The sequence below is a fragment of the Acinetobacter sp. YH12255 genome, assembly GCF_013417355.1.
Classification (GTDB): Bacteria; Pseudomonadota; Gammaproteobacteria; order Pseudomonadales; family Moraxellaceae; genus Acinetobacter; species Acinetobacter pseudolwoffii.
This window is the reverse complement of the sequence record NZ_VPEC01000014.1, coordinates 33,050-57,379: the sequence shown is the minus strand read 5'-3', so window position 1 is coordinate 57,379 and position 24,330 is coordinate 33,050. Positions and strand designations below refer to the sequence as shown.

Here is a 24,330-nt window from a genome sequence, read left to right as displayed (position 1 = left end):
AAATTCGGGTATCTTGACCTAAAAAAAGCGTGGATGAACTCATTCACGCTTTTCTATTTCTGCTGAATGGTATCTGCTAAAAGATTCACTGCATTTTCTATCTCGGTGGTCCATTCAAAAGAACAATTCAGGCGCATATAATGCTGACTGGCATGATCCGGTTTAAACAGCAGTGCAGGGGCAATTGAAATATGCTGCAGCAGCAACTGTTCATAGAGCGCCTGGGCATCCAGTTGTTTCGGCAATTCAATCCAGAGAAAATAACCACTAGAATAATAGTAAATTTCACAGATGCTTCCCAAACGTGCTTTAAGTTCCTGATAAAATTTCTTTTTATATTTTTCCAGATGCTGCCTTAAATGGCGCAAATGTTTTTCATAATGATGATGCGAAATAAATTCTACCAGCGTGTTCTGGAGTAAGGGACTGACCGTCAAAGTGCTCATGAGCTGCAAATGCTGAATGGCATCGGAAAATGGACCGGCATAGACCCAACCGACGCGTGCGCCCATGCCTAGTGTTTTGGAAAATGAAGCACAGTGCAGCACCATCTGATGCTGGTCAAAATATTTAACCGGTAGCGGTTTGGATGAACCATAATTCAACTCCTGATAAACATCATCTTCGATTAAATAGACCTGATATTCATACAAAAGTTCAGCAATTCTCTGTTTAATTTCCGAACTAACAGTAAAGCCAATCGGATTATGCGCGTTCAGCATTAGCCAGCACACCTTGATCGGATACTGTTTCAAAGCCTGTTCAAATGATGCCAGATCAAAACCGAATTGCGGATGCTCAGGGATAGTAATCACCTGTAGCCCCAAACGCTCGGCTGCCTGCCAGGCCCCATAAAATATGGTTTGTTGCAGCAGGATAAAATCACCGGGTTGGGTCAATGCCTGTAAAGACAGATTCAGTGCTTCTAGTGCACCGGATGTAATGACAATGTCATCTGCATGGCAAGCAATGCCTTGCAACTGGTAACGATTGGCAATCAGTTGGCGTAAATCCTGATTGCCAGGCGGCATATGATTCTGGTTGTTATAACTGCTTTTTCTTTTGGCCTGCTGCGCCAGAATCTGCATAAATTTGGCGTTATATAACAGCTCTGCATTGGGAAATGCGGAACCAAAAGGCACAATTTCTGCAGCTTGGATCGATTTTAAATAATTAAATACCACAGAGTTGATTTGAACTTTTGGGCTTAAACTAATCTGGATTGGTTGTTTGCTGTTGACCAGATCTGTAGAACGCTCTGCAACGTAATAGCCGGATTTATCTCTGGCATAAACCAGACCTTGCGCTTCAAGTTCCTGATAAGCATTGAGTACCGTCATCAGGCTATAGCCAGACAATTGGGTCTGTTCGCGGAGTGAAGGTAATTTTTCATGTACCCTCCATACGCCGTTTTCAATCATCTGACGGATATTCTGCGCCAGTTTTTCAGACTTATACATACACTTGCTTGAACTAAGACTGTTCTAATTATTTTGATTTATAGCATATTTCAAGATGCTCAATATAACAAATTAAGTTTAATGTGGTTGTCAGTCTATTTTCAAGCTGGCGTTCTATCGATCTGCTGTACTGTTCTTCTAAGATCAGTATCCAAGTAAATATTTCTATTCAAATGGGATGGTTGTATTAATCGGGTCGACATGAACTCAATACATGATCATTAAACTGAATATCAGGCCTCAACCTTTCTAGGGAAATTCTCTACCTCTCCATCAATCGTATTCTAATTTTTATACGCCTGAGTCACTTCTCTTAATTTGTCACAATTCGATACTTACAAATTCAGATTTACTTGCTAAATTCAGTCCACATGATGATAAAAACTATGTCACGGTCTTAGACCGCTCCATCATGTCTAGATAACAACGATACGAATACACGGACCAATAACAAGCACAAAGGAGTGGACAATGCTCGGAAATATGATGTTTCAGCCTTTACTGATCAGCAGCATGATTGAACATGCAGGACGCTATCATGCCGATACCGAGGTAATTTCCAAAAATACCGACACCAGCATTAAGGTGACCAACTGGGGCGAAATTCATCAAAACTCGAAACGTTTTGCCAAGGTATTGCAACAACTCGGCTTGGAAAAGGGAGATCGGGTTGCCACCATTGCCTGGAATAATCATCGCCATTTAGAGTCCTGGTATGCTATTTCTGGCAGCGGTCTGGTCTGTCATACCATTAATCCGCGCTTGTTTCCTGAACAGCTGATTTTTATTATGAATGATGCCGCAGACCGTGTGGTGCTATTCGATAAGACATTTGTTCCTTTAATTAAAGCAGTGAAATCACTGCTGACCTCTGTCGAGCATTTTATCTGTCTGGATGCTGCCGATCCGAGCGTCACTGAAGCCATTCCAGAAGTACAATTTTATGATGATCTGATTGCCAGTCAACACACAGAATTTGAATGGCCAATCATTGATGAAAACTCAGCCAGTTCACTGTGCTATACATCAGGAACCACGGGCAACCCTAAAGGCGTGCTATATAGTCATCGCTCTACTGTATTACATAGCTATGCCATCATTTTACCGGACTCACTAAATGTCTCGGCTGCCGATATTATGTTGCCAGTGGTGCCGATGTTCCATGTGAATGCATGGGGCACGCCATACGCGGCGGCCATGGTGGGATGTACGCTGGTACTGCCGGGGCCAGGTCTTGATGGTGTTAGTCTGGTGAATCTGATTGATACTTATAAAGTTTCAGTGGCGCTTGGCGTGCCAACCATCTGGCAGGGTTTGATTGCCGCAGCAAACCAGTCAGGTTCCAAGCTGGAAAGTCTGAAACGTAATGTAATCGGAGGATCGGCCTGTCCACCGGCAATGTTACGAACTTTCAAAGAGCAGTTTAACTGTGAAACAATTCATGCTTGGGGCATGACGGAAACAGGTCCAGTGGCTACTGCCAATCAGCTCAAAGCCAAACATTTACAGCTATCAGATGAAGAAAAACAGCAGATTCGTCTGTCTCAAGGCCGACCGCCATTTGGGGTTAGTGTACGTTTAACTGATGTAGAAAAATGTACGCATGAAATTGAACGAGATGGTGAAACTATCGGAAGTTTACAGGTGAAAGGGCACTGGGTTATTAATAAGTATTTCGGTAAGCAAGAATCTCCATTGACTGAGGATGGTTGGTTAGATACAGGGGATATTGGCACGCTGAATCAAGATGGTTTTGTAAAACTCAGTGACCGTTCCAAAGATTTAATCAAGTCTGGCGGCGAATGGATTTCATCGGTGGATCTGGAAAATATTGCTATGGGCCATCCGGAAATTGCGATGGCGGCGGTGATTGCCGCCCAGCATCCAAAGTGGGATGAACGTCCGGTATTGATTGCGATTAAAAAATCGGACAGTCAGCTGAGTGAGACAGAGCTGCTCGATTATTATGCTGATAAAGTCGCTAAATGGCAGGTTCCAGACAGAGTGGTTTTTGTAGACTCAATTCCACTAAGTGGAACTGGAAAGATGCTGAAAAAAGATTTGCGTGAATTATATGGTGCTATTCTTTTGGAACAGGTGGCAGGTTAACGCATCATTTAAGCTGAAAATCCCAACATGAAGTCAAAAAACTGATCTCTATGAGAGGTCAGTTTTTTATGTATAGGCTAAGCAGCGTTGTCGGTTTAAAAATGCTTTTTCTCAATCCATATCGCCTTGATCGCTACTTTTAGACAATATTGTCCGACAAAAAGTCATATTATATGGCTTAGGAACATAATTTGACCTGTATTGACATGGTCTGAATGTGAGAATTCTTTATCCTGAGCAATATAATAATTAGACAGTTGTACATTAATGGAACTGTCTGCGGATAAGGGGATAAAAATGACAAGCATGCCAACCTATCAGCCGCATTGGATTCGGGAAGATTTCATTGATTTTATTGGTGAAAAAATCCATCCAACCAGGGCAATCAAAAAAGTTAAGGCTGCCGTTATGGGTATTCAAGCCATCAGCCCTGACTTTTTCAAGATTCACTTACGTCCAAATCATAATTTTAAAGCCAAGTCATTTCAGGCCGGCCAGAATATTGCAGTGACTGTTAGACTCGATGGCGTACGTCATCAGCGACATTATTCTGTGGTCACTGTATTGAAAAATGGTGATCTGATCATTGCGGTTAAACAGCAGGGCAAAGTGTCACGTGCCTTAAGCCAGATGCAAATCGGGGCTGTCATTGAAATTTCGCAGCCGCAAGGTGACTTTATACTGCAAAACTCTAGCCAGCCCACTTTATTTCTGGCATCCGGCAGTGGTATTACTGCAATATATTCCTTGCTGCAAAAAGCAGTGATCCAGTCCCTGGAACAGATCGACCTGATTTATTTTACTCGCGATGATGCCTTTCATGCTGAATTGAAAACCCTGGCTTTAATGCATCCAAACTTGAAATATCATCATTTTAATACACGGGAACAGCAACAGCATCTGAATCAAAGATTATTGCAAAAACTGGTGCCAGATGTTGCAGAACGAAAAATATATGCCTGTGGCTCTGCTGGGATGATGAAGGCTGCACTTAGAATTGTAGAAAAACTGGATTTGAAATCCAATTTTCATTCGGAATATTTCCAGATTGTGGTCGATGAAAAAATTAAGGCGCAGCCAGTACAGTTTTTAAGATCGCAGCAAGTGTTTCAGGCTCAGTCCAACTTGCTGGAAAGCGCTGAAAATTCAGGCCTGCGTCCTGCTCATGGTTGCCGGATGGGAATCTGTAATACCTGTTCCTGTACCAAAGTCAGTGGCTCGGTGCGTAATGTCCTGACCGGTGAGGTTGATCATGGCAATAACACCCAGATTAAACTTTGTATTTCCCAGGCGATGAGTCCAGTCGTTATTAATTTATAAGCCAGTATTAAACGAATAAAAAGGTGCTCCCATGAATATGCAAATTGATTTTAAACGACACAGTAAGTCGCAATTTCTCAGTCCTGAACAGATTGAGGAGTTTGGTGCTAAAGTCGATGCGATCCGCCGCGAGGTCATGGACGATCTGGGTGAAAAAGACGCCAATTATATTTATAAAATCCGTAATTTTGTCCGTTATAGCGAAATTGCATCCCGAGGCATGTTGATGTTTTCTGGCTGGTTGCCACCGGTTTGGCTGGCAGGGACAGGGCTGCTTGGCATCTCCAAAATTGTGGAAAATATGGAGCTGGGACATAATGTCATGCACGGTCAGTTCGACTGGATGAATGATCCGACCCTGAACGGAACCACCTATGACTGGGATACGATTTCCACAGGAGATGACTGGAAATATACCCATAACTATATTCATCATACCTATACCAATATTGTCGGGATGGATCATGATGTCGGTTATGGCCTGATTCGGGTCAGTGAATCCCAAAAATGGGAACCACGTTTCCTGTTGAATATTCCACTGGGCATGCAGTTAATGGTGTTTTTTGAATGGTATGTCGGCCTGCAACGCTTGCATCTGGAAGATGTGATTGCCTATAAAACCAAAACCTGGAAAGAAGTTTGGAAAGAAGCGGCTCCACTGCGTCAAAAAATGCGCCGTCAGGTGTTAAAAGATTATGTATTTTTTCCAGTGATTGCTGGCCCGAATGCCATTCCTGTGTTTGCCGGAAATGCCGTAGCCAATGTAATTCGTAGTCTGTGGGCGTCTGCAGTGATTTTTAATGGTCATTTTACGGAAGATGCTGAAACTTTTGAGATGGACAATACCGACAATGAAACCCGTGCTGAGTGGTATTTACGCCAGGTTCGTGGTTCGAGTAATTTTACCGGGACGGACTGGCTGCATATTTTGAGTGGTAATTTGAGCCATCAGATTGAACATCATCTATTTCCGGACATGCCAGCCAATCGCTATGCGCAGGTGGCGCCGAAAGTAAAAGCGCTGTGTGCTGAATATGGCATTCATTATAATGAAGCGAGCTTTATAAAACAGTTTTCTACTGTTTGGGTGCGTCTGGCCAAATGTTCATTGCCGAATCACTGGACTGCACAGATTATTGAAAAAACCCACTCTGCTAAATCTGCATTGAGCTACTTTAAATCCAAAATCATGCCCTAATTTTTAATGTGTGGTATTCACCCGTTTGCTACGCCTCAATAGATTTACATGGTCTATTGAGGCCTTTTTTGCTTTTTGTCGTTTTAGTAGAAATTGAATCATCCATTTTTATGAATGAAGTATGGAGAGATATTTCAAAAAAATCACCAAAGAAAAACAGATACGGTACTGCTGAAACGCTTTGCCTACAACAACCTGCTTAAGCTCTAGAGGGTTGTCCCTATAATGGCCGCGTTGTCACAATCAAGGTCTCAGTTTTGAAATATCTTCAATTTTTTTTCAGGCATCTCATTATTACTGCTTTTAACTGCTTGTAACCTCACAGAAGCACCAGCTCCAGATTATCAAGGAAACTGGAAAAATACGCTGGAAAATCCAAAACTTGAAAATGTATTGGTCATTTCGAAAAATGGTGAAAATTACTTCATTACCAACACCATAAAAGACAAAGAAACTGGTAAAACCGAAGAGAAAAATCCGATGCCGGCAGCAGTGAGCAAAAATGGCTTACTTCAGTTAAATGCAGGTGCAGGTATGGTTGATTTTGCAATCGATGAAAAAACAGGAAATCTGGTCGGTTCAGGCTCAGTCTATGAGAAAGCCAAATAACGTTTTCTTCTCAGGTCAGAGATCTGCAGAAAAATGTCATGAAACACAATATTCATGGCATTTTTTTATTGGGCTAAACTTAATAACTCAGCAAAATCTTCTGCGAAATAATTTACTTTGGCCTTGATCAAATCTATTTCATGAACAGAGTATTGATCATAAACTGCAATCACATCGATTCCTGCATTGTTGGCCGCTTCAACGCCAATTAATGAATCCTCAATAATCAGGCAATCTGCGGCTTGCACCTGAAAATGCTGAAGGGCATTGAAATAGACTTCAGGATGCGGCTTGATGTTCTGCACATTTTCACGGGTCAAGAGCAGGGCAAAGTCATCATTAAAGCTGATTTTTTTGTTAATGTTTTGATTATTGTCCTGATAACGCTGCACATTGAACAAACTGGTGGTTGTGGTCAGGGCGATCTGAATCCCTTGTTGTTTCAGGGCTTGAATGAACCGTTCAGCATGTGGTTTTAGCTCGACCACATGATCGAGAAAATGCCGTGAAATTGCATAACGGCGGTTTTTTACTTCTTCTTTATTCGGCGCAAATCCATAAAGCGCTTTTAAATAAGCACAATATTCCAGATAGGGATCCGGCCGATGTTTAAATTTTTTGAGCTGAAGATCGCGCTGTTGCTGGATCTGACTTAAGTCGACTTCAATATTTGCCAACTCCTGAATCAGCGCAGCATCGACCTGATTCCAGACTCCCACGGAATCAATCAAGGTGCCATCCAAATCAAAACACACCAACTTTTTGCCTTGGAACATAAGATATTTCTCTTAATTTGCATCGTTAATTCTGTGGGCTTGAGTATATAGCATGAAGCTTGCGTGTTTAAGTTGACCAAGGAAAAACAGAAGTGCATATTTACAACAGAACTACTTGTAACGAGGCTCCACATCAGAGAAAAGTAATTTTTAACACCACATGGAAATTGACTGATCCTAGAAATCGTTGCAAAGTGTTATATTTGAACATTGGCAATTGATAAAATGATGTCGATGATATCTTCGTCAAAATTATTAGAAAGTTAAAGGAAATGTGTTTCTGTGTTTGAACTTGACTGTAAATTGCTCAGTATTTTTTATTATGTCTATAAATTTAAAAACGTATCTCAGGCAGCTGATCATTTAGACATGAGCCAGCCAGCGGTGAGCAATCTGCTGAATAAAATTCGCCAGCATTATGGTGATCCTTTATTTTTACGTATTGGCAATGAAATGCTGCCGACAGATTTATCTAAGCAGTTGTTTCCCTTGGTCAGTGAAGCACTCAGTAAAGTTGAAGCGATTAATAATTTCACCATCAATTTTGATCAGGTCACTTCACAGCAACGTTTTACACTGGCGATGACCGATGTATCGCATCTGGTGTTATTGCCAAAAATTTCACAGTATCTCAAGCAGCATGCATCACATATCCGCCTGAATGTGCGTCCGATTACCTCGGAAACCAGTTATCAGATGGCCAATGGCGAGATTGATCTGGCTTTGGGCTTCTTGCCAAATCTGGAGAATGGCTTTTATCAGCAGAAACTGTTTGAACAGTATTATGTGGTGATCGCAGCGAAAGACCATCCGCGACTAACGGGTGACAGCATCACGACCGAAGAGTATTTACGTGAAACCCATATCGATATTGATGCCGGGATGGGGCATTACCATATTGAAAATGAATTGCTGAATCTGGAACTCAAGCGCGACATTCTAATGCGTCTGCCCAGCTATTTAGGCGTGGGACTGGTGGTACAGGAAACCGATGCGATTGCGACCGTGCCTTATTATTTGAGTGAAGTCCTGTTATCACGTGGCAATCTCAAGATTTTTGGGGCACCGATTGCTTTCCCGACCTATTCTGTAAAGCAGTATTGGCATATGTCCTGTCATCATAAAACCAGTCATCAATGGCTACGCAATATGTTGCATGAAATCTTAAGCAAATAGCATTTCAGCATACATGCATTGTGCTGCAATCTGCTTTTTCTCTATCTCAGAGATTTCGACACCATCCCATTTTTCAATCTGCTCGATTAACCAGATAAAATCGGCAAGCTGCGGTTTCGCACTTGCACCAACAAGATTGCGGATGATGTTTTGAATTTTATGATAGTCACAGACATGACGCTGTGCAGAGCATTCAAACTGGATAATCTGATAATCAACCAGCATGTCCCAAACTTGGGACAGATCAGCACGCTGTTTTAAATCCGTTTGGGCTTTCTGGACAGCATTGACCAAAGCCTTCACCGTGCATGGATGTAATTCTGCCCATTCCTGAGTCATGGCCAGAACCTTGTCGGCAACTTTAGGAATGACATTCTGGCTTGCAGCGACAATTAAACTATAGCCTTCAAGCTTGGCCTGAATATTCCAGGGTTCTCCCACACAAAAGCCATCAAAGACCTGTTCCGAGATTCCTTTTACCATCGAAGCTGGTGGTGAGGTCATGAGCTGAATCTTGTGGGCAATATTGACATCTGTCAGGGCTAACCATTCTTTTATACAATAATGATGAATTGAGTGCTTATAGACATAGGCCAGATTCATTTTCTGCTGTTGTTGCAAGGCCTGCACCAGTTTCTGAGAACTGCTTTTTTCATCATCTTCTGCATGGATTCCCAATTCATAACATAGATCTTGACGCAGGCTGATATAAGCCTGATTGATACTCAGCACCAACGGGGTTTGCAAAGCCACCTGTAACTGGTCTGTACCCAGAGCAGCAGCAGGTAGCATGGCGGACAAACAATGCGCAGCGTCCAGAAAGCCATAGGCCAGACGGTCTCTTAAACTGGACCAGGAGGCCTCCCGGATTAAGTTGATGGTTAATCCCTGTTCGGCAAAATAACCCTGTTTTTCGGCCCAGAGAATGGCCACACAATCAAGCAAAGGAATATAGCCAATATTGAGTTCAGTTTTTTCTAATGTGGACATATGCTTTTCCTTATTGGCCCAATAACAGCTTCTGTGCATCGAGCAGGCGTCTGGCCATTTCACCAATGGTAATCCGGTGACTCATGGCATTTTTACGTAATAAGGCAAAGGCCTGTTCTTCAGATAATGCATGCAGCTGGATCAGCAATGCTTTGGCTTTATCGATATCTTTACGGTCAATCAGCTTGTCTTGGGTTTCTTTTAAATCGTTCAGCAGCTTTTTATGCTTGCGGAACTGTTCAATTGAAATTTCCAGAATGCTTTCTAATTTGGTGGGATCAATACCATCGACAATATAGGCCGTGATTCCGGCATCAATCGCACTTTTGATGGTGTCTTTGTTGGAGTTCTGGGTAAACAGCACGGTCGGAAGTTCATATTGGCTGACACAGCTTTCAATAATATCCCGATGCGGATGATCCATATTCAGCAGGATCACATCTGCATGAATACCCTTAACATGTACCATATTCAGGTCATTCAGGATTAAACAGGCCACCACCTGAAAATCATGTGAAAGTAAGGATTCTTGGATGAATTGGGCGCGCTCCAGATCATCATCAATAAGAGCAATTCGTAATTTGGACATGGAATATTTTCAAGTAAGGCCTAAGGAATATTCAAGCAGGAATAAAGCAAAAAACATGCCATTAAATTGGTGCATAAAATTCTATTTTTCTGTTCAATTTAGTGCACAGCTTTAGGGATTCCAGCTGATAGCTCATCAAAATGAAGCATTTAGGTACATCATCTGCCTGGAATAAGGCGTTTTCTTGTTGGAAAAGTTGGCACGATTTCTGCATTTATTAAATCGTCAAAGATGACTTTCAATACTAACAACGGCCAACGATGTCCGTTCTGATCGTAATTGCACTTTCAAGGAGTGTGATTGGTATTTCGTTCAGCACAGGATAAATGACATGGTCAGTTGTTCAGCAATACAAAACGCACAAGCGTTTCAACCCTTCCTCCAGCATTACAAAGCGCTGGGTTGCGGTATTTACAACATATTCAATCAGCAGACATATCAATGCCTAGACGTGATATGCGGCTTTTTATCATCTTTAAAAAAACAATAGTTGGAGTGCAGATATGAAAATTCTCATGATTGGGCATGGCATGGTGGGGCATAAATTCATCGAATCTGTACTGGAACAGGCCGGTGATGACATTGAGCTGACCATTTTGGCAGAAGAGCCACATTTAGCTTATGACCGGGTACATTTGACTGAATATTTCAGCGGCAAGTCGGTCAAGGATCTGAGCCTATGCCGTAGTGATTTTGCCGATGCCTATGGCATTGATTTGCGTCTTAATACCAAAGCAGTTGAAATTGATCAGCTCAATAAAACCGTCACCACCAGCCAGGGTGATGTGCTGAATTTTGACAAGTTGATTCTTGCTACCGGCTCTTATGCCTTTGTACCGCCAATCCCGGGCAATGACCGTCAGAATTGCTTTGTTTATCGTACCATTGAAGATCTGGATGCCATTCGCGCAGCCAGCCTGAATGCCAAAACCGGTGTGGTAATTGGCGGTGGTCTGCTGGGTCTGGAAGCAGCGAAGGCTTTGCGAGATCTGAATCTGGAAACCCATGTCGTAGAATTTGCTCCGCGCTTGATGGCGGTGCAGATTGATGATCTGGGCGGCCGGGTACTGCGCTCTAGAATTGAAGACCTTGGTGTCAAGGTGCATACCCAAAAAGCAACCTCATCTATTGAAGATGGTTACAACGCTCAGCATGTAATGAAGTTCGGAGATGGTTCGGTACTTGAAACCGATATCATCCTGTTCTCGGCCGGTATTCGTCCGCGTGATGAACTGGCGCGCCAGAGCGGCCTGCTGATTGGTGAGCGTGGCGGCATCATCATTAATGATTATTGCCAGACCTCACATCCGGACATTTATGCCATTGGTGAATGTGCACTTTGGGACAATAAAATTTATGGTCTGGTTGCACCGGGCTATGACATGGCGCGTATCGCGGCAAAACATGTACTGGACCAAGAGAGCCATACATTCGCTGGTGCCGACATGAGCACCAAGCTCAAACTGATGGGAGTGGATGTTGCTTCTATTGGTGACGCACATGCCATGTCACCTGGTGCCTTGAGTTATTTCTATGCTGATGAAGCCGCGCAGGTTTATAAAAAAATCGTGGTGTCAGTAGATAAGACCAAGCTGCTGGGCGCGGTGCTGGTGGGCTGTGCCAAAGAATATAGCGATCTTTTACAAATGATGCTGAATGGTCTGGCGGTACCGGAGCAACCGGAAAGCCTGATCATGCCGGGTTTTGATCAGGCAACTTCCAAATCAGGTGGTAGTGGCATCGATTTATTGCCTGACAGTGCGACCATCTGTTCATGTAATAACGTTTCCAAAGCTGATATCTGTTCAGCCATTGATGGCGGTGCAACTTCATTGGGTGCACTGAAAAAATGCACACAGGCTGCAACGGCGTGCGGTGGCTGTGCACCACTGGTAACGCAGGTTCTCAAATCTGAATTACAGCGTCAGGGGGTTACAGTCAATAATCACCTGTGCGAGCACTTCGCCTATTCGCGTCAGGAACTGTATCACCTGGTACGCGTGCATGAAATCAAGACTTTCTCTGACCTGATCCAGCAACATGGGCACGGCATGGGTTGTGATATTTGCAAACCGACTGTAGCCAATATTCTGGCATCCTGCTGGAATGATTTTGTTCTGAAACCAAGTCATGCCGGTTTGCAGGATAGCAACGACTACTACCTCGGCAATATTCAGAAAGATGGTTCCTATTCGATTGTGCCACGTGTGGCAGGCGGCGAAATCACCCCGGATGGCCTGATTACCATCGGTCAGATCGCCAAAGACTATGGCCTATATACCAAAATCACAGGCGGACAACGAATTGACATGTTCGGTGCGCAGGTACATCAACTGCCTGAAATCTGGGAAAAACTGATCAATGCCGGTTTCGAGTCTGGACATGCCTACGGCAAATCCTTACGTACGGTGAAATCTTGCGTGGGCAGTACCTGGTGTCGTTTTGGGGTCGATGACTCTGTCGGCTTGGCGATTTTCCTTGAGAATCGTTATAAAGGCCTGCGTTCACCACATAAAACTAAAATGGCAGTATCTGGCTGTACCCGTGAATGTGCAGAAGCACAGAGCAAGGATGTCGGTGTCATTGCCACCGAAAAAGGCTGGAATCTATATGTATGCGGCAATGGCGGTATGAAACCGCGCCATGCTGAACTGCTCGCCTCGGATCTGGATACTTCCACACTCATCAAATATATCGACCGCTTCTTTATGTTCTATATCCAGACAGCAGACCGTCTGCAGCGCACCAGTGTGTGGCGTGACAATATGGAAGGTGGGCTGGACTATCTGAAAGATGTCATTGTGCATGATTCGCTCGGCATTGCCGCTGAACTGGAAAGCCGTATGCAGCATGTGATTGGCACTTATCAGGATGAATGGCGCACTGCGATTGAAGATCCTGAAGTGCGCAAACGCTTTAAGACTTTTATTAATGCCAAAGTAGCCGAGCAGAATGACCCGCATATTCAGTTTGCGCCTGTACGTGGCCAGATTCGTCCAAAGACAGAAGCTGAACGTGATCTCAACCGTATTCCAGTGGTTGAAGCCTAAATACCACAGTCAGGGAGAATGAAAATGACAATTTTAAAAGACATGAACGAACTGAACTGGTACGAAGTCTGCAATCTGGATGAGATCACTCCGAATACCGGTGTGGCGGCCTTGATTGAAGATCAGCAGATTGCAATTTTTCGCGTGGGTCAGGAACAGCGGGTTTATGCACTCAGCAATCAGGATCCGTTTAGTCTGGCCAATGTCATGGCACGTGGCATTCTGGGGGATCTGCAAGGTGAGCGTGTAGTCGCATCCCCAATTTACAAGCAGCATTTCAGTCTGGTGACCGGCCGTTGTCTGGAAGAGCAAGATCAGAAATTACTGGTATTTCCAACCCGAATTGAAAATGGCACAGTCTTTATCAGCCCAACTGCACAAAAGACCTATATTTCCAGTAATGGTCAAAACACAGAGCGTTTAAAACTGGTATTGGTCGGGAATGGGCTGGCGGGTATGCGCTGTCTGGAAGACTTGCTGGATATGGCGCCAGATCGTTATGACATTACCGTGATTGGGGAAGAGCCATGGGGCAATTACAACCGCATCATGTTGTCACCGGTATTATCTGGTGAGAAAAGTTTTGCCGAAATTATGTTGCATTCAGTCGACTGGTATACTGAAAAAGGTATCCGTTTTATTGGCGGAGATGCAGCACTCTCTATCGACCGCTCACGCAAACAGGTGCATACCGGAAAAGGCGAAATGGTTGCTTATGATCGTCTGATCCTCGCCACTGGTTCCAAACCCTTTATACCGCCAATTCCAGGTGCTGAACTTGAAGGCGTGATGAGCTTCCGGGATATTCAGGATGTTAACCGCATGCTGGATTACTGCAAAACCAAGCAAAATGCCGTCGTCATTGGCGGTGGTCTGTTAGGACTGGAAGCCGCATATGGCTTGAAACAGCGAGGGATGAATGTAACGGTGCTACATCTGATAGACCGTATTATGGATCGTCAGCTGGACATGAAAGCCAGTCAAATGCTGAAGAAATCAATTGAAGAAAAAGGTATTAGGATTATCACCAAAGCCAACACCGAAGAGCTGCTCGGTAGTGATGGTCACGTGACTCAACTGCGCTTAAAAGACGGGACAATGCTGGATGCCGATTTGGTAGTTTTTGCCGTCGGGATTCGTCCAAATAAAACTCTGGCTGAACAGGCTGGCTTGCGCTGTAATCGTGGGGTGCTGGTGAATGACACCATGCAGACCTATGACCCGAGTATTTATGCGGTGGGTGAATGTATTGAGCATCGTGGCCAGACCTTTGGACTGGTTGAGCCATTATGGGGACAGGCCTTTATCTGTGCGACACATCTGGCTGAACATGGCCGACTGACCTTTAAGGCACCGACTGTTCCGACCCAGCTTAAGGTCAGCGGATGTGACGTATTCTCGGCAGGTAATTTTGAACCGACTAATGATTTCGAAGATATCGTGCTGAATGATGAGAAGCGTCAGATTTATAAACGGATCATCATTCAACAGGACAAAGTCATCGGTGCGGTGTTGTTTGGCGATACTGAAGATGGGGCATGGTATGCCGAACTGATTGCAGATCAGACACCAATTAGTAATATCCGCAGCAAGCTGCTTTTTGGTCGGGATTTTGCATTAAGGAAAGTAGGCTAATCGGATAAAGCTCTCCAGCCCTTCTTTAGCAAAGGAGGGTTGGGGAGGATTAAATTTTAGGCTTGCTCATTCAGAAATTATATTGCTGGATAAGCCTTCAATTGTAGGTTGGTGCAACAAAGCCAATTACATTTAAAAATATGGCACGTTATTTGCTGATCTATTTAGTAAATATGGCAACGGCGCCATGACACGATTGATCTGCTTAAATAATGCAAGGCAAAGACGCCTAGGGTTGAAATAGACCTTAGGCGTCTTTTTATTTAATAACAGGCAAGAAATTTTTATATAAAGGGGATAAAACTATGGCTTATCTTGCTCCTGCAGAGTTTGCAAAAAAAGTAGTCGATGCTGGTGAAGCAAAACTGCATATGGCCACACGTGATGTTGTAATTCGTGCATTTATGGCCGGTGCGATTCTGGCACTGGCAGCAGTATTTGCGGTGACGATTGCTGTACAGACAGGGGTGCCACTGATCGGTGCACTGTTATTTCCAGTCGGGTTTTGCATGTTATATCTATTGGGCTATGACCTGCTGACCGGGGTATTTGTATTGACTCCTTTGGCCTGGCTAGACAAACGTCCAGGGGTGACATGGGCGCGTATTTTAAAAAACTGGGGGCTGGTGTTTTTAGGCAATTTTATTGGATGTTTAACCGTCGCAATCTTGATGGCGGCGGTCTATACCATGGGTTTCGCAGCTGAACCAAACGAAGTCGGCGTAAAAATTGCTCATATTGGTGAAGACCGGACTTTGGGTTATGCCGAATATGGCTTTGCTGGCTGGATGACCATCTTTATACGCGGCATGCTGTGTAACTGGATGGTGTCACTTGGTGTGATTGGCGCCATGATGTCAACAACTGTAAGTGGAAAATTCATTGCCATGTGGATGCCGATCATGCTGTTCTTTGCCATGGGATTTGAGCATTCTGTCGTGAATATGTTCCTGTTCCCATTTGCCATGATGATGGGCGGTGATTTCTCGATTACAGACTATTTCTTGTGGAATGAATTACCGGTAGTGCTGGGTAACTTGGTTGGTGGTTTAGCTTTAACTGGTCTGGCGCTGTATACCACGCATGTCCGTACAGGTGATAAAAAAGAATTTTAATTTGAGCATGATATTTATGTCTTGAAATTGAAGGGATCGATTCGATCCCTTTTCGAGTGTCTACAATGAATAAAAAATTAAAAATCAGTATCGGACAATATTCTTCCGCCGGAATCAAAGCACAAAATCAGGATTTTTATGGCATTTATATTCCTGAAGGCCATGCGCTGAGCAGCAAAGGTATTGCCTGTGCCATTGCAGACGGGATTAGCAGCAGCAATGTCAGCCATATTGCGGCAGAAACGGCGGTCAGTAGTTTTTTATCCGATTATTATTCAACTTCGGATGCATGGAGTACCCAAACTTCAGCTGCTCGGGTGATTCGTGCGACCAACTCTTGGCTGTATGCGCAAACCCAACAGAGTCAGGGACGTTTTGATAAAGATCATGGTTATGTCTGCACCTTGAGTGCACTGATTTTGAAACAAAACAGGGCACATATTTTTCATGCAGGTGATGGCCGTGTTTATCGCATTCAAGCCCAAAGCATTGAACAGCTGACCATTGATCATCGGGTTCGTTTATCTTCAACCGAGCATTATTTAAGTCGTGCTTTAGGTGTAGATCATCGGATTGAAGTCGATTATCAACAACTTGAATTATGTGAAGATGATTTGTTTCTCTTGATGACCGATGGTGTCTATGAATTTATCGATATACAGCAGATCTCGGATATGCTGCAGCAAAAACAAAATCTGGATACTATTGCCCAATCTATCGTCGAACTGGCCTTAAAGCGCGGTAGCGATGACAATCTCACCATTCAAATCATCCGAATTGATGCATTAGCTCAAGAGAAAAGCTTTCAGATTCAGGAAAATATTTTATTTCCACAGCAACTCAGTCATGGTGATTTGTTTGAAGGTTATCGCATTCATAAAATCCTGCACCAAAATCATCGCAGTAGCCTTTATTTGGCGCAGGATGCAGCCACACAAGCTCAGCTGGTCATTAAAACCTTGTCTGTCGATTTGCAGGATGACCTGAAAGCAGTGGAACAATTCCAGCTGGAAGACTGGGTATCCAAGCGTTTAAAACATGAAAACCTGATGCACTACTATCCGCATACAGGCAGTAAAAAGTTTTTATTTCAAAGTTATGAATACTTGCAAGGGGAAAGCTTAAACCGATGGCTACATCGTCAAAAAACTGCTTTAAGTTTAAAACAACTGATTCCGATTATTGAACAGGTGGCCAAAGCACTGAATGCCATGCATCGACTTGAAATGCTGCATCAGGATGTACGGCCAGAAAATGTCATGCTGCTTGAACCGATTGATGCTTTGAAAGTAAAACTGATTGATTATGGATCGACGGCAGTTAGAGGGCTGGTCGAACTGAATCCTAAACATGCAGATGTGCCTTTGGGAACGTTGGCATTTATGGCACCAGAGTATTTTATAGGGCGCTCACCCTCGGTAAAATCAGATCAGTTTTCACTGGCAGTGATGAGCTATTATTTATTGACCCGGCAATTGCCTTATGGGACAGAGCTGGCGCGCTGCAAGACCGAAAAAAAATTAAAAAAGGTACGCTATCATTCACTGTCTGAATATCGTCCGGATTTGCCCAAGGGTTTGGATGCGATTTTTAAAAAAGCACTGTCAATTCGTCCAGAGCAACGTTATGAGGCACTTTCAGCATTTATGTATGACTTGAAACAGCCTGATCTTGAATTAAAAAAATCTGTTTCACGTCCTGTGATTGAGCGTCATCCCCTGACATTCTGGAAATGCTGCACCGCGATTCTGTTTATCTTATTGCTCTTGGTCTTTTCCTTATATTTTATGAAATAAAGCTCTTTAACAGGATTTGAATTATATTTTTTGGATTGTTAGCAACAAGTTCGGAAATGTTTGGCATATTATTCAGTCCAAATATCTGCTTATTCTATGTGCAGGTTTTAATGAAACAGTTGCTGTTTGCATCACTTTATGTTCACGCTGTTTTCACCCTTTTTCTGCTCAATGAGTGAATAATTTTTGAATATGAGTCAGGTTGAGTCTGATCCAAAATTTATCCTTTAGCCCAGATCCAAGATCCAGTGCTCAGTAATTTTCTCAAAATATATAAACGACTGTGGGCTCAATCCAAGACGATGCTATGAGCTAATTCAAATCGATATGCTACTCAATTTCAGTGAGCTTTGAATATGAAGTAACTGGTTTAGTCCACTATGAATTTAACGCAGTATTACATTATGCCAACTGGAAATACATGTGTGCAGAATTAAATAGCATATTATTTAATATCAAATACTTAATTATTAAGTTCTTGGAACTTGTGAGGATGTGGTGGCTATCTTGCAAGTTGTATAATCAAAAAATACCAAAATTACATCAAAAAATATACGCTGATCAGTCAGTTTTTTGGCAGAAAATAATGCCTTGATTCGGCATTGTTCATTTATGCTACAGCATAATTTTTAAAACCAGAATCCCTCTAGGATTAGGATCATGTATACAGGATTGTATAAACCCGATATGAGCACGAGAACAATTCCGCTGAACAAAAAACCGCTAAGCTTGATGATCCTTTCAGTTCTTTCCAGTGCTGTCTATGCTGAAACATCTCGCAGCCAGCATCCTGTGCAACAACTCAACACCATCGTGGTCAGTGCTGAACAGACAGATCCGCAGCAGCAATACCAGACCGAGCTTGCGCAAACCTCAGGTGGAACCAATTTTATTTCAGCCCAGCAGCTTGAACATCAACATATTGCAAATAATGCCGATGTATTTCGTCTGCAACCCGGTATCTATGCTCAATCCCCGGGCAATGAAGGCGCCAAAGTGTCTATCCGTGGCTCGGGTATTAACCGGACATCAGGTGCGCATGCCTCTGGTACCTTTGTGCTGATTGATGACATTCCATTTACCGGGCCGGGCGGCACCGCTTATGAATTACTAGAGCCTTGGTGGATTGATCATGTCGGCGTCTATCGCGGTGCAAACGGTTTTAAACAGGGGGCGCTGGCGCTAGGCGGAGCGATTAACTATAAAAGCAAGACTGGTGCCGAGCAGAATGGTTCTGAACTGAAGTATGAGGCAGGCAGTCATGGTTATCAAAAATATCAGTTCAGTACCGGCCGTAAACTGGATCAGCTGGATTATTATCTGGCACTAACGGGTAACCAGTTTGACGGAATTCAGGATCATGCCAAAGGTGATGGCAAAGGCCTGGCTTTTAATCTCGGCTACCAGATTAGCCCGGACATTGAAACCCGTTTTTATGCCCGTTACCGCGAAAGCAAACATCTGACACCGGGGCGTATTACCCAGGAACAATTAAAAAACAATCCTGAAGTAGCTGATCCTAATTTTGTAGGAATTGATGCCAAACGTATCCAGCCGGGCAGTACCTGGCTCGCCAACACCACCACCTGGAATTTGCAGGATGATGCAAAATTGACTGCTAGTCTGGCATATCATCATTATCCGTTAGACTTACGTGAAAGTCGCTATCGTACCAATGTCGATTATGAAGATATTACTGCACGTATTCAGTATGAAAAGCCCTATCAATTGTTGGGTCTGGAACATCAGGGGCGTATTGCCTTACGCAGTACCACCCATCGTCCAAACAGTGGTGTAACGGAAACTTTAAGATTTAATACAGAAATTGGTAATCAAACATATCCGGCAGATACGGTCACGCGCCGTTATACCTATCGTGGTTCAGACAATGTATTGCAATTTGATCAGCAGACGGCGCTCAATGACCAGCTCTCCCTAGATCTGGGTCTTGCAGCAGTCTATGCCCATCGTGAAAGTGAAGTGACTTATGCAAATATTATTCCTGATCCAAATTCAGGTCCTTATGTAGATCCTAAAGTCAGTCGTTATGAATGGAATTTTGCACCACGACTTGGATTGACCTATCAGCCAAATGACTCTGTGCAATGGTTTGCCAATTTAAGCCGTAGTATTGAACCGGCACATCCTTGGGCAATGGCTTGGTCTTCACCTTATTACTATTCTAAAGACAGTGGAGCTGCATCAAATCGAGTACGTGCGCCAATCTATTTGGATACGCAAACCGCCCATAGCTTTGAACTGGGTGGGCGTGGACAATCATGTTTTGGAGACTGGGCACTGAGCTACTATTATTCCAAGATTAAAAAGGAGCTATTGTCTTCTGAAATGATTAAAAATTACGGGAATGATTCTGATTCTACTACTTCAGAGGAAAGAATTAGTGTAGAAGCAAATGCCACGCCAACCATTCATCAAGGTGTCGAACTCAGTTTTGATACACCATTGCATGAATTTAAACACGGCGAGTTACGCTTGCAACAGGCCTATACACTGAGTGATTTCCAATACAAAAATGATCCGCTGTTTGGCGAAAACCAGTTGCCCGGGATTCCAAAACATTTGTATCAGGCACAGCTCAGTTATGCCCTGCATAATGGTTTTTATATTGGCCTGAATACCGAATATGCCTCTAGAATGGCGCATGATTATGCCAATAGCCGCTTTAGTGATGATTACCAGATCTGGGGCATTGATCTGGGTTATGCACCTGAACATCAGTCCTGGAAAACCTGGATCAACTTCAATAATATTACCGATGAAAAATATGCTGCGGTCGTGATTCCAGGCTATAACGATCAAGGTGATGATGTAGCCCGATCTTCGCCGGGAGAAGGATTCTCGACTTATGCTGGCGTATCTTTCAAGTTTTAAAAGTTAGGCTTTAATAGCAAAAAAAGAGCGGGGATTAACCCGCTCTTTTTTTTGGTCAATTTAATATCAGAAGTGCTTCTTGATTATCCCTGGATAATTCCATTGACGCCCGTGACGATCATGTCGATCGCAATGGTACCAATCAGCAGCGCAGCAACACGGCCAACAATATCCACATATAAATCTATATAGTTGGAATATTTATGCTGCAAATGATCATGCAGGTATTTCATTAAAATCAGCAGGCTACAGGTCAAAAACAGGGTAAGAAAAATCACCAGCATCGTTTGCCATAAACTGAGCTGAATTCCGGTAATCACCGCCGCTGAAATGGTGCCCGGGCCAATCATAAATGGCATGGCAATGGTGCCTGCCAGATGATGAGGCGCCCCACGCATCACGCCAATGGTATCGGCGCCTTCAAAGACATAGCGATAACCAATCACCAGAAAAATGATACCGCCAAAAATCTGGAAAGATTCAAAACGGACATGCAGTACTTCCTGAAAAAAGGCTTCACCGGTCTTGGCAAAAATAATAAAGACGATAAAGCTGATCAGGCTGCCCTGAATCAATGCCATGTTAAAGACTTTGGCTTCGGAATTACGGATAATTCCGAGCATATAAATACTCATCAAAAATGGATTGAGTAAAGAGAAGAACAGGGCAAAGGCATGTAAGCTTTCTGACATTATCGATTCCTTCTAGGGCCTTGGACGGTATTAATTTTCACGGTCTGGAAACAGCGGGCGTGTACCCGGACTGATACGGTTAATATGCAGATACATCATATGACGTTCATATTTATCCAGAATGTCGTTAATGACCTGTTCCTTGCTATAACCGACCAGATCATTGCCTTGCGAACCTTCAAACAGATAGCTTTCCAGACGATAGTAATAACGTTTGGCACGTTTCCCGCGCGAACTGAAGTTTGGGGTGTCATAACGCACCGGCCAGATTTCATAAACAAAATTTTCTTCTTCATCGAGCTGAATAATCAAATCCAGATGATAGAGTTCCGGTTCATCCTCTACCGGTTTTTCCTGTACATCAACATGCACACCTTTAGTGATGAGTTCGGCTGCAACAGCCTCGATAGCCGGTTTGCACACCTCATTTAGCATGCTTCGGGTCTGGGACAGGCTTGGATGTAACATCACCCGACTCAGCCGTTTTTTCCAGTTAAAGATGTCCACGTTTCCGACCACAGGTGCCGCATTCATACTGGTACTGGCCTGACGGAAATCTTCCAGACGCAGGGATTTATACAGGCCCGCCATGACAAAGAAAATCACAAAGCTAAAAGGCAGTCCCATAATAATGGTGGTGTTTTGCAAGGCTGTAACACCGTTGGCCATCAGCATCGCCAAAGTCAGCAAGCCAATCGCAATGGCCCAGAAAATACTCAGCCAGCGCGGTGAATCATGCTCGATATTGGTAAATTTAGTGGTGAAATTCCCCAGTACCAAAGCGCCAGAATCCGCAGAAGTGACATAGAACAACAAACCGGTAATGGTCGCGATCCCTGCGATAAAGCTAAAGCCAGGATATTGCGCCAGCAAGTCATAGAAACCATGTGCCGGATTTTCCAGGACTGTGGTCGCCAGTTGAGTATTGCCATCAAACATGACGCTATGGAGTGCACTATTACCAAAAATAGATAACCAGGTCAGGGTAAATAATAGGGGAATAATCAAGGTGCCGGCGACAAACTCACGGATGGTTCGTCCACGTGAAATACGCGCCAGAAACAGCCCGACAAAAGGAGACCAGGCAATCCACCAGGCCCAGAAGAACAAGGTCCAGCTGTTCATCCATTCTTTAGGTTGCTCAAATGGAAAACTGGTTAAGGACAGCTTTGGAAACTGACTGATATAGTCACCAAAGTTCTGAATCAGGGCGGCCAGCAAGAATTCGGTATTGCCCATCATTAAAATAAACAGTAACAGGCCAATCGAGACATAAATATTAATTTCTGAAAGGACGCGGATGCCTTTATTGACACCGGATGCAACAGAAATAATGGTAATAATCACCGCGACTGCGATTAATCCGGTCTGTACCCACAGGTTTTCCGGTAAATCAAACAGCACATGCAGGCCGTAATTGAGCTGGACCACACCAATACCGCAGGTGGTCGCAATACCGAAAATCGTGCCGAGTACTGCCGCAGTATCGACCGTATGCCCAATCGGGCCATGAATCTTTTTACCAAAAATCGGATAGAGTGCCGAACGGATGGTCAGCGGCAGGTTATAACGATAACTGAAATAGCCCAGGGCCACACCTATCAGTGCATACATGCTCCAGCCAGTTAAACCATAGTGGAACAGGGTCCAGACCATGGACTGGCGAGCCGCCTCGAAAGTCTGGCCTTCACCGACGGGTGGATTCATATAATGCGAGAGAGGTTCCGCCACCGAGAAGAACATCAGGTCAATCCCGATTCCGGCAGAAAACAACATGGCTGACCAGCTTAATAAACTAAATTCAGGCTTGGAATGTTTAGGCCCTAATTTAATTTCCCCATAACGTGAACAGGCAATAAAAATAATAAACACCAGATACAAAGTGGCAGCCAGCAGGTAATACCAGCTAAATGTACGACTGACCCAGTTCAGAATATTGGTGATGACCAGATTGGCCTGTTGATTGAATAAAATCGTAACGAGAGAAAAAAGCAGAATAAGTGTTGCTGAAACATAAAACACCACTTTATTCAGACTATCCTGCACTTGTTCAGTTTTCTTTTGCATAAATCTGTGACCGTAGTTTTATTGTCATGTGATTTACAGCGCAGTTCGATTTGACACAGGGTTCGACACTTAAAGAGTCAAAGCCGAATCAATTACAAACATTTGCAAATCCAAAACAAACTGCGCTGTACATCTGAGGTTGCTAGGCACTATAATTTTTATTAATTGATCGTTCAATTAAAAAAACGTTTTTTAATGTTACCTCATTCTGCTATTGCAGCATGAGTCCGATTTATAGATTCGTTATTCAGGTTAGTCTTATGCCAAAAGTTGGTATGCAACCGATCCGCCGTCAACAGCTTATTGACGCGACCCTAGCTGCTGTAAATGAACTAGGTTTTGCAGAAACCTCAATCAGCCAGATTGCACAACGTGCCGGTGTTTCGACCGGCATCATAAGCCATTATTTTGGCGGGAAAAATGGCCTCATTGAAGCAACAATGCGTTATTTATTGCAGCAGTTAGGTAAAACCGTGGCAGAGATGCAGACCCAGGTGAATGCCACACCTGAGCAACGTTTGCTTGCCATTGTACGGGGTAATTTTGCTGCACCTCAAACCAATAAGGCCGCTATGAAAGTCTGGCTGGCATTTTGGGCGAGCAGCTTGCATCAACCGGACTTGCATCGGTTGCAACAGGTTAACCATTACCGCTTACATTCCAATCTCAAGCACGAATTTATGAAAGTGCTGTCCAAATCAGAAGCAGAAAAAGCGGCACAAGGGCTAGCTGCACTGATCGACGGATTCTGGTTACGCGGCGCACTGATCAGTGGCGAGATTGATCCAGAAATGCCGATCGAACTGTGTAGCCAGTTTATCCAGCAGCAATTGAAATCACACAAATAGGCGAGGGA

At 43.7% G+C, this 24,330-nt stretch carries 17 protein-coding genes; 11 read left to right on the top strand and 6 right to left on the bottom strand.

Annotated features, from left to right (window positions below):
- Positions 1-53: 53 nt before the first annotated feature.
- Complete coding sequence (locus FTV30_RS07980) at positions 54-1,460, bottom strand: PLP-dependent aminotransferase family protein (RefSeq protein ID WP_180001383.1); 1,407 nt, start codon at positions 1,458-1,460, stop codon at positions 54-56.
- Positions 1,461-1,931: 471 nt separating this feature from the next.
- On the opposite strand from FTV30_RS07980, the gene FTV30_RS07975 reads away from it, so the two are divergent.
- The 4 genes from FTV30_RS07975 to FTV30_RS07955 all read left to right on the top strand — a co-directional run bounded on the left by FTV30_RS07975 (position 1,932) and on the right by FTV30_RS07955 (position 6,696).
- Positions 1,932-3,569, top strand: a complete 1,638-nt coding sequence (locus FTV30_RS07975; RefSeq protein ID WP_180001382.1) for a long-chain-fatty-acid--CoA ligase — start codon at positions 1,932-1,934, stop codon at positions 3,567-3,569.
- A gap of 297 nt (positions 3,570-3,866) precedes the next feature.
- Positions 3,867-4,889: a flavin reductase family protein gene (locus FTV30_RS16105; RefSeq protein WP_218950565.1), complete on the top strand. Its 1,023-nt coding sequence runs from the start codon at positions 3,867-3,869 to the stop codon at positions 4,887-4,889.
- 31 nt (positions 4,890-4,920) lie between these two features.
- Entirely contained in the window at positions 4,921-6,087 is a 1,167-nt protein-coding gene (locus tag FTV30_RS07960; RefSeq protein WP_180001381.1) for an acyl-CoA desaturase, read from the top strand.
- A gap of 297 nt (positions 6,088-6,384) precedes the next feature.
- The gene (locus FTV30_RS07955; protein WP_180001391.1) at positions 6,385-6,696 is read left to right on the top strand and encodes a hypothetical protein; all 312 of its coding nucleotides are present in this window, start codon (positions 6,385-6,387) and stop codon (positions 6,694-6,696) included.
- A 65-nt stretch (positions 6,697-6,761) separates the two neighbouring features.
- Here the strand turns inward: FTV30_RS07955 and FTV30_RS07950 are convergent, their stop codons facing one another.
- Positions 6,762-7,472: an HAD family phosphatase gene (locus FTV30_RS07950; protein ID WP_180001380.1), complete on the bottom strand. Its 711-nt coding sequence runs from the start codon at positions 7,470-7,472 to the stop codon at positions 6,762-6,764.
- 282 nt (positions 7,473-7,754) lie between these two features.
- Here FTV30_RS07950 and FTV30_RS07945 point away from each other — a divergent pair, with 282 nt between their 5' ends.
- The gene (locus FTV30_RS07945) at positions 7,755-8,648 is read left to right on the top strand and encodes a LysR family transcriptional regulator (protein WP_005096940.1); all 894 of its coding nucleotides are present in this window, start codon (positions 7,755-7,757) and stop codon (positions 8,646-8,648) included.
- Here FTV30_RS07945 and FTV30_RS07940 read toward each other — a convergent pair.
- Together FTV30_RS07940 and FTV30_RS07935 are read right to left on the bottom strand one after the other, a co-directional pair.
- Entirely contained in the window at positions 8,637-9,638 is a 1,002-nt protein-coding gene (locus FTV30_RS07940; RefSeq protein ID WP_180001379.1) for an ABC transporter substrate-binding protein, read from the bottom strand. The genes FTV30_RS07945 and FTV30_RS07940 overlap by 12 nt on opposite strands.
- Positions 9,639-9,648: 10 nt before the next feature.
- A complete protein-coding gene (locus FTV30_RS07935; RefSeq protein WP_180001378.1) occupies positions 9,649-10,227 on the bottom strand; it encodes an ANTAR domain-containing response regulator in 579 nt (192 codons plus the stop codon).
- A gap of 503 nt (positions 10,228-10,730) precedes the next feature.
- On the opposite strand from FTV30_RS07935, the gene nirB reads away from it, so the two are divergent.
- The 5 genes from nirB to FTV30_RS07910 all read left to right on the top strand — a co-directional run bounded on the left by nirB (position 10,731) and on the right by FTV30_RS07910 (position 20,715).
- A complete protein-coding gene (nirB, locus tag FTV30_RS07930; protein WP_218950564.1) occupies positions 10,731-13,277 on the top strand; it encodes a nitrite reductase large subunit NirB in 2,547 nt (848 codons plus the stop codon).
- 24 nt (positions 13,278-13,301) lie between these two features.
- Positions 13,302-14,912 (top strand): nitrite reductase small subunit NirD, encoded by a 1,611-nt coding sequence (gene nirD / locus FTV30_RS07925; protein WP_180001377.1) that lies wholly within the window; start codon positions 13,302-13,304, stop codon positions 14,910-14,912.
- Positions 14,913-15,217: 305 nt separating this feature from the next.
- Entirely contained in the window at positions 15,218-16,027 is an 810-nt protein-coding gene (locus FTV30_RS07920; RefSeq protein ID WP_005170868.1) for a formate/nitrite transporter family protein, read from the top strand.
- Positions 16,028-16,092: 65 nt separating this feature from the next.
- Positions 16,093-17,823: a bifunctional protein-serine/threonine kinase/phosphatase gene (locus FTV30_RS07915; protein ID WP_074382765.1), complete on the top strand. Its 1,731-nt coding sequence runs from the start codon at positions 16,093-16,095 to the stop codon at positions 17,821-17,823.
- A 687-nt stretch (positions 17,824-18,510) separates the two neighbouring features.
- Complete coding sequence (locus tag FTV30_RS07910; RefSeq protein ID WP_180001389.1) at positions 18,511-20,715, top strand: TonB-dependent receptor domain-containing protein; 2,205 nt, start codon at positions 18,511-18,513, stop codon at positions 20,713-20,715.
- A gap of 83 nt (positions 20,716-20,798) precedes the next feature.
- On the opposite strand, the gene FTV30_RS07905 is transcribed toward FTV30_RS07910, so the two are convergent.
- Together FTV30_RS07905 and FTV30_RS07900 are read right to left on the bottom strand one after the other, a co-directional pair.
- Positions 20,799-21,407, bottom strand: coding sequence for a MarC family protein (locus tag FTV30_RS07905; protein ID WP_100357603.1), 609 nt, complete (start codon positions 21,405-21,407; stop codon positions 20,799-20,801).
- A 30-nt stretch (positions 21,408-21,437) separates the two neighbouring features.
- Complete coding sequence (locus tag FTV30_RS07900) at positions 21,438-23,474, bottom strand: choline transporter (protein WP_005170883.1); 2,037 nt, start codon at positions 23,472-23,474, stop codon at positions 21,438-21,440.
- Positions 23,475-23,734: 260 nt separating this feature from the next.
- Here FTV30_RS07900 and betI point away from each other — a divergent pair, with 260 nt between their 5' ends.
- Positions 23,735-24,322 (top strand): transcriptional regulator BetI, encoded by a 588-nt coding sequence (gene betI, locus FTV30_RS07895; RefSeq protein ID WP_074382768.1) that lies wholly within the window; start codon positions 23,735-23,737, stop codon positions 24,320-24,322.
- Positions 24,323-24,330: the final 8 nt, after the last annotated feature.

What these genes read in the sequence shown, in the direction of transcription:
- FTV30_RS07950 (WP_180001380.1), bottom strand. Translation starts at nt 7,472, where the DNA reads ATGTTCCAAGGCAAAAAGTTGGTGTGTTTTGATTTGGATGGCACCTTG.
- nirD (WP_180001377.1), top strand. Translation starts at nt 13,302, where the DNA reads ATGACAATTTTAAAAGACATGAACGAACTGAACTGGTACGAAGTCTGC.
- FTV30_RS07900 (WP_005170883.1), bottom strand. Translation starts at nt 23,474, where the DNA reads ATGCAAAAGAAAACTGAACAAGTGCAGGATAGTCTGAATAAAGTGGTG.
- FTV30_RS07960 (WP_180001381.1), top strand. Translation starts at nt 4,921, where the DNA reads ATGAATATGCAAATTGATTTTAAACGACACAGTAAGTCGCAATTTCTC.
- FTV30_RS07940 (WP_180001379.1), bottom strand. Translation starts at nt 9,638, where the DNA reads ATGTCCACATTAGAAAAAACTGAACTCAATATTGGCTATATTCCTTTG.
- FTV30_RS07975 (WP_180001382.1), top strand. Translation starts at nt 1,932, where the DNA reads ATGCTCGGAAATATGATGTTTCAGCCTTTACTGATCAGCAGCATGATT.
- betI (WP_074382768.1), top strand. Translation starts at nt 23,735, where the DNA reads ATGCCAAAAGTTGGTATGCAACCGATCCGCCGTCAACAGCTTATTGAC.
- FTV30_RS07905 (WP_100357603.1), bottom strand. Translation starts at nt 21,407, where the DNA reads ATGTCAGAAAGCTTACATGCCTTTGCCCTGTTCTTCTCTTTACTCAAT.
- FTV30_RS07980 (WP_180001383.1), bottom strand. Translation starts at nt 1,460, where the DNA reads ATGTATAAGTCTGAAAAACTGGCGCAGAATATCCGTCAGATGATTGAA.
- FTV30_RS07910 (WP_180001389.1), top strand. Translation starts at nt 18,511, where the DNA reads ATGAGCACGAGAACAATTCCGCTGAACAAAAAACCGCTAAGCTTGATG.
- FTV30_RS07935 (WP_180001378.1), bottom strand. Translation starts at nt 10,227, where the DNA reads ATGTCCAAATTACGAATTGCTCTTATTGATGATGATCTGGAGCGCGCC.
- FTV30_RS07920 (WP_005170868.1), top strand. Translation starts at nt 15,218, where the DNA reads ATGGCTTATCTTGCTCCTGCAGAGTTTGCAAAAAAAGTAGTCGATGCT.
- FTV30_RS16105 (WP_218950565.1), top strand. Translation starts at nt 3,867, where the DNA reads ATGACAAGCATGCCAACCTATCAGCCGCATTGGATTCGGGAAGATTTC.
- FTV30_RS07915 (WP_074382765.1), top strand. Translation starts at nt 16,093, where the DNA reads ATGAATAAAAAATTAAAAATCAGTATCGGACAATATTCTTCCGCCGGA.
- nirB (WP_218950564.1), top strand. Translation starts at nt 10,731, where the DNA reads ATGAAAATTCTCATGATTGGGCATGGCATGGTGGGGCATAAATTCATC.